The 11,715-nt window shown below is 62.8% G+C and carries 11 protein-coding genes; 9 read left to right on the top strand and 2 right to left on the bottom strand.

Translation table 11 applies throughout. From position 1 onward, the window contains the following. Positions 1-51: 51 nt before the first annotated feature. The 5 genes from ACQP1T_RS25455 (at position 52) to ACQP1T_RS25435 (ending at position 4,730) form a co-directional block, all read left to right on the top strand. Complete coding sequence (locus ACQP1T_RS25455) at positions 52-2,397, top strand: sensor histidine kinase (RefSeq protein ID WP_433762345.1); 2,346 nt, start codon at positions 52-54, stop codon at positions 2,395-2,397. Further along, positions 2,394-3,146, top strand: a complete 753-nt coding sequence (locus ACQP1T_RS25450) for an enoyl-CoA hydratase-related protein (RefSeq protein ID WP_433755605.1) — start codon at positions 2,394-2,396, stop codon at positions 3,144-3,146. The genes ACQP1T_RS25455 and ACQP1T_RS25450 overlap by 4 nt, the downstream gene beginning before the upstream one ends. A gap of 42 nt (positions 3,147-3,188) precedes the next feature. Beyond that, complete coding sequence (locus tag ACQP1T_RS25445) at positions 3,189-3,614, top strand: roadblock/LC7 domain-containing protein (protein WP_433755604.1); 426 nt, start codon at positions 3,189-3,191, stop codon at positions 3,612-3,614. After that, entirely contained in the window at positions 3,611-4,201 is a 591-nt protein-coding gene (locus ACQP1T_RS25440; protein ID WP_433755603.1) for a GTP-binding protein, read from the top strand. The genes ACQP1T_RS25445 and ACQP1T_RS25440 overlap by 4 nt, the downstream gene beginning before the upstream one ends. Before the next feature lie 190 nt (positions 4,202-4,391). Next, positions 4,392-4,730: an SDR family NAD(P)-dependent oxidoreductase gene (locus ACQP1T_RS25435; protein WP_433755602.1), complete on the top strand. Its 339-nt coding sequence runs from the start codon at positions 4,392-4,394 to the stop codon at positions 4,728-4,730. Between the two features lie 143 nt (positions 4,731-4,873). Here ACQP1T_RS25435 and ACQP1T_RS25430 read toward each other — a convergent pair whose 3' ends face one another. Then, positions 4,874-5,407, bottom strand: coding sequence for a nuclear transport factor 2 family protein (locus tag ACQP1T_RS25430; RefSeq protein ID WP_433755601.1), 534 nt, complete (start codon positions 5,405-5,407; stop codon positions 4,874-4,876). 68 nt (positions 5,408-5,475) lie between these two features. On the opposite strand from ACQP1T_RS25430, the gene ACQP1T_RS25425 reads away from it, so the two are divergent. After that, positions 5,476-6,324, top strand: a complete 849-nt coding sequence (locus ACQP1T_RS25425) for a thioesterase family protein (RefSeq protein WP_433755600.1) — start codon at positions 5,476-5,478, stop codon at positions 6,322-6,324. A gap of 493 nt (positions 6,325-6,817) precedes the next feature. Continuing rightward, the gene (locus ACQP1T_RS25420) at positions 6,818-8,437 is read left to right on the top strand and encodes an MFS transporter (protein WP_433755599.1); all 1,620 of its coding nucleotides are present in this window, start codon (positions 6,818-6,820) and stop codon (positions 8,435-8,437) included. 717 nt (positions 8,438-9,154) lie between these two features. On the opposite strand, the gene ACQP1T_RS25415 is transcribed toward ACQP1T_RS25420, so the two are convergent. Then, a complete protein-coding gene (locus ACQP1T_RS25415) occupies positions 9,155-9,766 on the bottom strand; it encodes a TetR/AcrR family transcriptional regulator (protein ID WP_433762344.1) in 612 nt (203 codons plus the stop codon). A gap of 139 nt (positions 9,767-9,905) precedes the next feature. On the opposite strand from ACQP1T_RS25415, the gene ACQP1T_RS25410 reads away from it, so the two are divergent. Both ACQP1T_RS25410 and ACQP1T_RS25405 read left to right on the top strand, forming a co-directional pair. Continuing rightward, on the top strand, positions 9,906-10,823 hold the full coding sequence (locus tag ACQP1T_RS25410; RefSeq protein ID WP_433755598.1) for an alpha/beta hydrolase: 918 nt from the start codon (positions 9,906-9,908) through the stop codon (positions 10,821-10,823). Further along, positions 10,820-11,701, top strand: a complete 882-nt coding sequence (locus ACQP1T_RS25405; protein ID WP_433755597.1) for an SDR family NAD(P)-dependent oxidoreductase — start codon at positions 10,820-10,822, stop codon at positions 11,699-11,701. Before ACQP1T_RS25410 ends, ACQP1T_RS25405 begins: the two co-directional genes overlap by 4 nt. Positions 11,702-11,715 lie beyond the last annotated feature (14 nt).

Raw genomic sequence — 11,715 nt, 5'->3', positions numbered from 1 at the left:
CTCGGTGTTCGGGGCCGTATATTGGCCATCGCTCTTATTCCGAGCGTGACGATGTTGGCCGCGGGAGTCGGTGCCGCTGTTTTCCTTGTGAATAACGGTCAGCACGCAAAGAATTGGGCCGATCGGGCCAGTCAGGCCACCGCGCCCACGATCACGATGGTTGAGGCCATCCAGCAAGAACGGCAGTTGACGCTATCCGCGCTTTCGGATGGCGAACACCATGTCAACGACCTCCGTATCGCACGCCAGCGCGTCGATTCGACGCTGCAGTCGATGGCTGCAGTCGGCGATGCCCTCGCGGAATTGGCGCCGGACGCGTTCAACGACAGAATGGCGACATCCAAAGCGCTACTCAGCCAGATCCCAGCGGTGCGGAGTCGGGCAGATGCGGCGCAGTTGCCTGCCGCCGAGGCGTACGATTTCTACAACCAGGCTGTCGATGTTGTGACTGCGGGTTCTCTGGTCGCCGCGAAGGCCGCGCCTGACGCCGCTACGGCGGTGGCACTCACCTCTGCGATCACTTTGTTCCGGGCCCAGGAAGCTATGTCACGGAGTGCCGCGCTGGCCGTCACCGCCTTCAACGGCATCGGATGGGCCGGCGACAACTTGATTGAATACAGCCGCCAGGTCGGTCTCTACCGCAGCACAATCGCCGAGATCGCCCCCGAACTCAACGAAGGCCTGCAAGATCAACTGCGGGTGCTGACCAGCAACACGGCTTGGCGTGACTCGAACACCGTGGCGGACGCCATCATTCAGCGTGGCCTGCCGTCTCCGAGCGACAAGCCGGTCGCACCCCCAATTAATTTCGCCGCCTGGCAAGGGGCTGCTGCAACGGTCAGCACCGCCCTGCTGGATTTGTGGCGGGCACAGAGCGTCCAAGCTCAGCAATCCGCGACGGACGCTGGCGAGCGAACTGCTACGAACTCGATAATCGGCGGCGGCGTCGCCTTGCTGGTTGCCATAGCCGCATTCGCCGCGGCCGTCGCCCTGGCCAATCGGTTCATCGCACGTTTGGTCCAACTACGTCGCGACACCCTCGAACTCGCCGATGAACAGCTACCCGACATCATCCGCCGCATCCATGACGGCACGCCGGTCGACCTCGACACCGAAATGGCTCACATCGACCATGCGGACGATGAAATCGGCCACGTTGCAGCGGCTTTCAGCCGTGCTGAGCAGGTCGCGGTGTCTGCGGCTGTAGCGGAAGCGAAAACCCGCGAAGGCGTCAACTCGGTGTTCCTCAATATCGCGCACCGTAGTCAGCTCGTGGCCCATCGTCAGTTGGAGATCCTGGACCGAGCCGAACGCGCTTTGGAGGATCCGGTCCATCTACAGACTTTGTTCCAACTGGATCATTTGGCGACTCGCGCCCGGCGCAACGCCGAGAACCTCATCATCCTCGGCGGCGAACAACCGGGCCGCCAATGGCGCAACCCGGTCCCCCTATCCGAAGTAGTCCGCGGGGCGATGGCGGAAACCCTGGAGTACACGAGGATTCACACGGCGCACCTAGCCGACGTTCATATTGTCGGCACCGTGATCGCCGACCTTATCCACCTGTTGGCCGAGCTCATGGACAACGCGACGGCCTTCTCGCCACCGGAGGCGCGCGTCGAAGTTCGCGCCACGGTTGTGGGACGCGGGGTTGCGATCGAAATCAGTGATCAAGGCTTGGGTATGACAGATGCGGAACTTGCCGAACGCAATGACATGCTGCGCGATGCACCTGACTTCAGTGTCGCGACCCTTTCCAGCGACTCCCGACTCGGTCTGTTCGTCGTCGCGAAATTGGCTGCCCGTAACAGCATCTCGGTACGTCTCTCCGAATCCGACTACGGCGGCGTGCGCGCGATCGTATTGATACCGACGGACCTCGTCACACCGGTCTCGGCCTCCCGCACTTCGCCCCCTTTGTCGAGTGAGCCGCACGACTCCCCGCGGTCAACCGCCGAGCCGTACTCAACGTTCGAACCCGACAGGTCCGGGCCACGGCACTATGTTCGACCGGCCGGGATCGTCGAGCCCGAGCCGCTTAGCGATGCCGCAACGATACTTCCCGATCCGTCCCCACCTCCGTCTACCGCAGCCACCCCCGCTGCGCCCGCCGGTTGGTTCTCCGACCTCACTGACACCGAAGCCCCGGACAGCCGACCGCCGCTGCCGCGGCGCCGCAGGCAGAGCAGTCTTGCTCCGCAGCTGGCACATGAACCCACACATAGCGGTCAGCACCAGCTGCCGAATACACCTCGGCCGGAACGCTCCGCGGAACAGGCCCGGGACCTGTTCTCCGCCATTGAGGCCGGTACCAAACAGGGCCGTCATGCCAGTCCTGACAACGATTCCACGGCTTTCAACGAATACCGTGCACGATCCGAAGGAGAAGACGGGTGACAGTCTTCGTCAAGCGACACGATGCGATCGCGGTCGTCACGATCAACCGACCCGAGGTACGCAATGCATTGGACGCCAACACGATCGCCGGGATCGGTTCAGCTCTGCAGTTTGCCGAAGAAGACACGGATGTGCGTGCAGTTGTCCTGACGGGCGCGGGAGATCGAGCGTTCTGTGCGGGGATGGATCTGCGGGCGTTTGCCTCGGGTGCGTCGCTATTCGACGATAGCCGCCCGGGCTTGGAGTCGATCACTCAGCGAACCTTCCCGAAGCCGGTTATCGCCGCGATCAACGGCGCCGCACTGGCCGGTGGATTCGAGCTGATGCTCGCCTGCGACCTCGCGGTGGCGGCCGAGCACGCGACCTTTGGACTGCCCGAAGTCAAACGTGGCTTGGTCGCAGTAGGTGGCGGCACAAACCTGCCGCGGCGCATACCGCTGGCTGTCGCACTGGAACTGGGGCTCACCGGCGAGAGCATCAACGCCGCACGTGCTTTCGAGCTGGGACTGGTGAACCGGGTCGTCCCGGCCGCGCAGCTGCTAGCGGAAGCACTCGAGCTCGCGGGACTGATATCCCGGAACGGTCCTCTGGCGCTGCGAATCACAAAAGAACTGATGCTGGCGCAGGCGTCGGGAGCGACGCCGCAGGAGCTTGCCCCGGCTACAGCGCGAGTGCTGCGCAGCGCAGATGCGAAAGAAGGCGCAACCGCCTTCGCGGAGAAGCGGGTACCGCGCTGGACGGGCGTGTGAGTTCCGTTGGCCGCGACAACAACTACACAAGAAAGTGCGACGGTGACTACCTCCGCTTCCGGTAACCTCGACTGGCTCCTTGACGACCTCGTGACGCGGCTGGTCGGTGTGCACTATGCCGTGCTGCTATCGACCGACGGGCTACTGCTCGCCCGATCCACGTCCATCGACCGAGACAACGCGGAGCGTTTCAGTGCCATGTCATCAACACTGCAAAGCCTCGCACGCAGCGCTGGAAGTCATTTCGGCGTTGGGCGGGCTCGGCAAACCGTCATCGAACTCGACCACGCGTTCCTGTTCGTAACGGCGGCGGGTGACAACGCCTGTATCGCATTACTCGCGGCGGAGACCGCACATATGGGCATGATCGCGTACGAGATGAACCAGGCAGTGCAGAGCGTCGGAACCCACATGTCGGTCGACAAGCGAAGCGGTGAACTACATCGGGTGGATCCGAAACGGCCATGACACTCAAACCCAAACCCGTTACGCCGGATCAGCTCGCCATGTCGGTGAAGATCCTCATCGCAGGTGGCTTCGGCGTCGGCAAGACCACCATGGTGTCCTCGATCAGCGAAATCACGCCGCTGCACACCGAAGAGCTGATCACCGAACTCAGTGCCGGAGTAGATGATCTGGTAGGTGTGGAAGATAAGAAGACCACCACAGTGGCTCTGGACTTCGGCCGCATCACGATCGACCACACATTGGTGCTCTATCTGTTCGGCACGCCCGGTCAGGACCGATTCTGGTTCCTCTGGGATGAACTCTCGGTTGGCACGCTCGGTGCTGTAGTGCTCACCGACACCCGGCGCCTCGAAAGTTCCTTCGCTGCCGTCGACTTCTTCGAGAACCGCGGGATTCCGTTCATCGTCGGCGTGAACTGTTTCGATAACGCACCGAGGTATTCGGTCGAGCAGGTTCGCGACGCACTCGATCTCGAACCGCATACGCCGGTGCATCTCTGCGATGTCCGTAGGCGCGACTCGAGTAAGGATATTCTCATCAACTTGGTCGAATACTTGATCTACCGAGCGGACGCCGCGCTCCGCTGAGTCTGCGGCGTCCGCCCAGTGTCGTCAGACGCCGCTGGCAGGGAGGTGAACGTCGTATTGCTCCTTTCAGTGGCCGGAATCGGACAGATCGGCGAGCAGCTTGTCTTGGTAGAGATGTCCCGAGAGATCGACGAGCACAATGAGAGGGGACATCCGATGAGCGCGAGCCTGCAGGGCCGAGTGGCACTGGGTGACCGGCGGTGGGGCGGGGATCGGCGAGGGAATCGTCCGCCGGTTCTCCGAGGAGGGTGCGCAGGTCGTGTTGGCCGACCGCGGCTCTGGAGAGGCAACAGCCAATCGAGTCGGCGGCCTGCATCTGCCCACCGACGTGACCGAACGAGCACAGGTTGAGGCTGCCGTCGCCGCCACTGTCGATACCTACGGACGGATCGACATCCTGGTCAATAACGCCTCCAGCGGAATGACTGTCTCGCGCGTCGTCCAACTGGTGCCATTCGTTGTACTCGCGGTGCAGACGCGGTTCGGTCAGTTCGATAAACGAGAAGAATGCGCGCTCGGAAAACACTGAAACCTCCAGTCATAGCCACCCGGATCCGATGGGGGAGACAATCCGCAGATTCCGAACGGTAGGCCAGTTCGCGAACTGGTCCACTGCAACGTTCCATCTATCGGAATACCGGCTGCTCAGTGCAGCCGGTGCAGTCCAACCGATCACATACCGGGTGCGGCGTTCGACTGCTGCTCCAAGATGTGGGGGTAAGCGGCGGCGAACCACGACTGCTCATCGCTGGTCAGGCTTCCGAGTTCGAAGCAGCGGCGACCCCAGGACTCGATCAGCCTGATCATCGTGGGCGAATCGTAGATGTCCCGCTCACAGCGGAACCGCCCGTCGCCCGCGTAGTCGAGAATGCTGATGTTGTTCTCCTCGTACGAGCCGCCGTCGCCCGGATCCCGCAGTACGTTGCGCAGTTCGCAAACGATGCGCCCATCCTTTAGATCGAGCAGATGCCAGGCTTCGGGGTAGCGCATCGCAGAACCGGGGAATGTACCGAGTGTGGCGGTGACCCAGGGCCGTATCTCCGCATGGCCCCGCATGATGCCCTGCATCGGATCGATATAGATGGCGTCCGGCAGGAATAGCTGCACGAACGGCTCCCAATCCCCAGATTCGGCCGCAGCGGCTACCGTATCCGCATGTAATGCGAAGGCATCTTCCAACTCTCGGACAGTCCAAATGTCAGTCATGTGATTACCCTCCCAACGCACACAAGCACTCATGCGGCGATCGTCCGGTGAGCGGAACGGCGCGACTTATGTTCGGCATGCCCGAGCCGATGTTTACAGCGCGAGCGGCGACCACATCGCCAGTCAGTACGCTGATGTGCGGTCTAGGAGCCGCGCTGTCGCAAACACCGCACCTGCGCACCCCCAACTACGCAGGTATAGCCGCGATAGGCGTGCCGGTGGTCAACGCACTCAGAGCACGCGCGGGGCATCTGAATGGAGCCAGGCGACATTATCGCGGGCGGAGTCTGCCGCCTCGTTCCGCTACCAGCGACGACGGAAGTTCCACTGAATGGACGATAGTGGCGCGAAGCATCACCCCACGTTGCAGCATTGCCGATCATGTTCGCGGCACCGAAGGGATATCTATGGCGCGCGTCGACTTGCTGCCCACCGTCGCTCAGGTCTTGGCTTTGCCGCACCAGGCGCAGGATGTCGTCACACCGGACTTCATCGATGAGAACGGCCATATGAACATTCGCCACTACTTGGAGTTCTGCTCTGATTGTGCCGAAACTGTCGTCAAGGACATCGGTGTCGACGACACCTATCGCGCCGTACGGAGAATGGGGTTGTTTGCGGCGGAGCACCATTTGCGTTACTACAGTGAGCTGCACGAAGGCGACACATTCTCGGCACATTCGCGAGTGCTTGGCCGTACCGACAAAGCAGTGCAGATGCTGACCTTCCTGCTCGATCGATCCCACGATCGACTTGCCAGCACCGTCGAACTCGTCCTGGTCCATGTCGATCTCGAGCGTCGACGATCGACCGCGTTTCCGCAGGATATCGCTGCAGGATTCGACAAGTACATCGCCGTTTCCGATGCTACGGATTGGCCCGCACCGACCTGCGGAACGATGAACGTCGGTCGATGACCGCGTGGCCGCATCACCTCGACGAGTAGGGAAATCGGAAACAACGCTCTACGGACCACGTATCGCCCTCGACGGTGGAACGGGCGGAATGTCCTGATCTGTAGCGCATCTCGGCGCTGTGCCGGTCGTGTGACAGGCGGCATGAGCGGACGTAGTGCGGCGGTGGCCTACCGAAGCGTCATCCCGCTCGACACGTTTGTCGGTGGTCTCCGTGACGAGCTCGATCACGCGAAGGTTGCACAACGGGATCTCGTATGCCTACTTCCTGGCATCTTCGCCGGGTGCGGCAGACGCAATCGCCCGACCAGGGCGGTCGTGGTCATTCGAGGTGATTGTGGTCGCCTGCGTCCCGCGATGGTACCGGGATGTCCACCGACCGAAATCCTTCGGCCAGACAGTGTTTCGGTGAGTGAAATCGACCGATAGCGCACATCGGCGGCTGTGACATGGTTCACGCCATTCTCTTTGGTTACAAATCCCGAAAGGGGTTGGAATGTCCACAACTTCCACACTCGATGACGCAGGGGCGTCCAACAGTCCGGACGTTACCGGTCGACTCGAAGGTGCGTCGAAACTACGCATCTTCTCCTTGCTCGCGATCATTGTGCTGTTCAGCGAAATCGCCCCGATCCAGTACACGATGGTCGCTGCCGCCCTCCAGAAAATTGCTCCCGCTTTCCCGCAGGCGGGGGCAAATATCACCTGGGCGATGATCGTTTTCGGGCTGATCGGGGCCTCGGCGTCGCCGCTGATCGGCAAGATGAGCGACGTGTGGGGGAAGAAGAGGATGTTTGTCCTGTGTGGCGTCCTGTTCGCGGTCGGTTGTTTGATCTCCGCGACGACCAGCAGCTGGCCGATCTTCCTGGTGGGCCGCTGCCTGCAGTCGTTCGCCATAGCGACCGTGGTCGTGGCCTACGGATTGATCCGGGATCTGATGCCACGCAAGTACGTGACGATCGGGCTGGGCGTCACCTCGACGGGATTCGGCTTCTCGGCCGCTGTTGCACCGCTGTTGGCCGGTTGGTTGGTCGACAATTACAGCTGGCGGGCGATGTTCTGGTTCCTGTTCGCGTTCACCATGGTGTTGTTGCCGCTGGTACTAGTGCTCGTGCCGGAGTCGAAGCTGCGCGTCCGCGAACCCATCGACGTCGTTGGGGCTGCGCTGATTTCGATCGGGGCCGCATTGATCTTGATCTACGTCGACAAGGGCCACGATTGGGGCTGGGCCCGCCCCACCACTCTTGCCTGGCTCGTCGGTGGCCTGCTCCTGCTCATGGCATTCGTCGTTGTCGAATTGCGTGCGACCACCCCGATCATCGATATGAAGATGCTGTTGCACCCACGTATGAGCCTGGTGATCCTCAGCGCATTGCTGGCCTCGTGCATCATCGGCGTCCAGGGGTACGCCATCGCTTACATGGTGCAGACACCAGACGAGGGGGTGATCAAACAAGGCGTGATTCAAGGAACGCTCGCGAAGGTTGCCGAGATGACCGGTCAGCAAATGCCACCCGAGCTTGTTCAAGTCACTCTTGATCCGGGTTACACGTACGGCGACGGTTTCGGATTGCTCGACTTCGCCGTGAAGATTTCACTGATGCAAGGTGTGCTGTCGATGATCATGGGCATCGTTGCGGGTGTGGTTGCCCGCAAACTCGGTGCACGGCTCCCGCTGTTGTTCGCCGTCGCGATATTCGCGGTGGTCGGAGTTGCCCAAGCGGTCGGTCCGCACTCGTGGCAGTTGTTTGCTGTCACCAACGCGGTGTTCGGGCTGGCTCTCGGCTGTTACTACGCCGCGGCCCCGAATCTGATCGTCGAAGCTGTACCTCAGGAACAGCAAGGCATCAGTGTCGGCATGCTGGGAGTCGTGCAGAGCATGGGCGTCGCGATTGGTGTCGCGATCGTCACCGCATTTGTCAACGCCAACCCGCTGCAGGCCAGCGTGAGCGTAGCTGGACAACCGCCGCAAACCACAGTGATCCCACAGGTATTCGCTGACCGAGGTTATGAATTGGGGTTCTGGTTCGGGGTCGTTACCGCGGTTGTCGCCCTGATCATCGCAATACTCATGCGACATGGAAGGACGCCCACCACCGGAGGTACCGCGTACTGATCGGCTCGTGCCCCTGGCAATCGAATTTACGCCTGCCCCGTTCCGTCCGCCGACAGGCGGACGGAACGGGGCAGGTACGCCGCAAATCACAACCAGGTCGACGACCGAGTGCCGATGACCAGGCTGCAGCGAAGTGGTCTCGGTAGCGCGCATCGGTCACCGCGGCGTACCAATTGATTGCGACTGGCAGCGGAGACCGTGGTGCGCTCGATATCTTAGCCCTGCCGATTTCCGATGTTGCGGAGTCGGCGTCCGCTTCAATTGAGGCCCAGAGCCGCGTCTCACGCTCGTTCAACCATCGGGGTTCCGCCACCACTGCGGCCTACCAGAACGAAGCTGTCGTCTTGCCGGTCGAGGTCAAGGCCGAGTTTCTCGCCCGGCTCGTCGACGCCGGGCAAACGATGCTCGGTCCTCCGAGGCCATCAGAAATGCGCGGCACCGCCATCGATGGAGAGTGGCTGGCTCGCTCGTCATCACCGGTAACCACGGCGATCTGGGTGGCCAGTTGCCGCTCCTTCGCCGGGCCGCCTGGGACTGGGCCGCGCGCCGTAGCCTTTCAGTACGCGCTGGCAGGGAGAGGATCTCCCGGGTGAGGGCGGCCCGCCTGGCCTCAGCCTTGCCGATGCTTCCCGGCCTGTCGTGATTCCGAATTTGATGCCATAGCCGCGCGGCGTGACCGGCGATGGCGTCGCCGCTGATAGCTGTTCCCGAACCCGTTCAGAGGCGCCCATCCGGACTGAGTCCTCGGTCGAGGATGTTGATGACGGTGGTGATGAGTAGCCGCATGTGGTCACCCTCGGCACGCAGTCTGTCGGCGCGCCAGTTCAGAGCGAGCACACCGTTCATGGCCGCCCACAGCGTCGTCGAAGTGACCACGGGATCGAGGTCGGCGGTGATGGTTCCGTCGGTGATTCCATCGGCGAGCGCGGAGGCGAGTTTCGTGTTCTGTTCTTCGATGAGGTCGGCGACGCGTGCGAGCGCGCGTGGTTCGTTGGGCGGGTCGATGAGCAGCCGGAATTGATGGGGCCGTTCGGCGGCGAATCGCGCGTAGGCCTCGGCAGCTCGCAGGATCCGGTCCTTGGGTGAACCGGGGGCAGCGTAGGCGGCGTCCATGTACTGGCGGTTCTGTTCCAGTGCTCGCTCGGCGACGGCGATGAGCAGGGCCGAGCGCCCGCCGATCCGGTTGTAGATCGTCTGTACCGCGACATCGGCCCGCTCGGCGACGGCGTCCAGGGTGAGGGCGTCGGCTCCGTGGGCGAGGACCAGGCTTTCGGCGGCGTCGACGATCGCTTGCTGGGTGGCTGCGGCCCGTCGTGCCGTTCGTGTCATGCCTGCGGAGTTCATGCGCCCACTGTACGGACATCATGGATTGGCCTCCATTGTTGGAATGGCTTCCATTTTTGGAACATATTCCATATAGTGTGTGGTGCCGGTCATAGTCGACTGGCGAGAGCAAAGGAGTTAGCCGATGGGCGATCGCCTCGAAGTCCGGTTCCCGTCCGGCCCCGCGGGGGTGGAATGCGCTGCGTGGCTGTATCTGCCGGCCGGCGGTCCAGCCCCGATCATCGTCATGGCACACGGTCTGGGCGGTATCCGCGAGATGCGGCTCGACGCCTACGCCGAGCGTTTCCGTGCCGCCGGGTATGCCTGCCTGGTTTTCGACTACCGGCACTTCGGGGCCAGCGGCGGCACGCCACGCCAGCTGATCGACATACGTGAGCAGCTCGCGGACTGGGCCGCGGCGATCGCGTTCGCGCGCTCGCTGAACGTGGTCGACACGAGCCGAATCGTGTTGTGGGGAACGTCCTTCGGTGGCGGACACGTCCTGGTGGCCGCTGCCGGTGATGGCGACATCGCGGCGGTGGTCGCGCAGTGTCCTTTCACCGACGGTTTCGCCTCCGTACTGGCGATGCTGCCTTCGAACGCTCTGCGTGTCACCGCGCGAGCGGTGCGCGATCTGATCGGGTCGTATGTGGGCAGGGAGCCGGTAATGATCGCCACGGCGGGGCGGCCGGGTTCGACCGCGCTGATGGCGTCGCCGGATTCGGAGCCGGGCTATCTGGCGTTGGTGCCGGATTCGGCGCCGTTCGCCAACGAAGTCGCCGCCCGGGTCGCATTGTCTATCACTCGGCACATCCCGGGGCGCAGCGCTGCGAAGGTGAGTTGCCCGATCATGTTCGCCATCTGCGAACTGGATGCGGTCGCACCGGCGAAAGCCACTCTGCGCCATGCGAGTAAGGCTCCCCGTGGGGAGATCGCGCTGTATCCCGTAGGGCATTTCGATATCTACGTCGGTGACTGGTTCGAGCGCGTCGTCGCCGACCAGATCGCGTTCCTGCACGCTCACGTCGCATCGCGCGTCACCGTCGAGGAGTCCGAACGATGACCCGTTATCCGCTCGAAGGCCGCACGGTCGCGTTGACGGGTGCCACCGGTGGGCTCGGCAGTGAATTGGCCCGAGCCTTGCGTGCCCGCGGAGCGAACCTGGCACTCCTGGATGTCGACGTCGATAACGTGCGTGCGCAAGCGGCCGCGCTCGGTACTGCGCGTCAGGCTCGCGGTTGGTTTGCGGATGTCCGCGACATGACCGGCCTGACCGACGCGATGAACGCTGCCACCGAGCATTTCGGCCGTCTCGATGTCGTCATCGCCAATGCCGGAATCGACACCATGGCTCCCATGGCCACTCTGAATCCCGCGGCCTTCGAACGTGTCGTCGACATCAACCTCACCGGTGTGTGGCGCACCTTTCGCGCCGGGCTGCCCGGCGTGCAGGCCAATCACGGCTATCTGTTGGCGATTTCTTCGATGGCCGCGTTCGTCCACTCTCCGTTGCAAGCGTCGTATACGGCCACCAAAGCCGGTGTCTGGGCGATGTGCGACAGCATCCGCCTCGAACTGCGCCATCGGGGTGTCGGAGTCGGCAGCGTGCACCCGACCTTCTTCCGCACCCCGATGATGGACGACGTCATCGCCGATCCCGCCGGTCGAGTGCTGTGGGGCGGCAATGAGAAAGGGCTGTTCAAGATGGTGCCCAGCGCCACGGTCGTGCGCGGCATCGTGCGCGGCATCGAACGGCGCTCCGAGCTGATCGTGGTGCCGAAACGCAACTCGCTCATCGCCAAAGCGCCCGGCCTCTTCCGCCCGGTGCTGGACCGCGTCGCCTGGAAGGACGTCACCATCGCCCAAGCCGCTGAACTGGCCGCCCCGGCTGGTTGGCACGACCACCGAGCTATCGACCGCCATACCGCAACCGCGGACTGACCAAGGGAGAAGAC

Origin of the sequence: Nocardia sp. CA-135398 (genome assembly GCF_050955845.1) — a bacterium.
Taxonomy (GTDB): Bacteria; Actinomycetota; Actinomycetes; order Mycobacteriales; family Mycobacteriaceae; genus Nocardia.
This window is presented reverse-complemented; position numbering and strand designations above follow the sequence as displayed.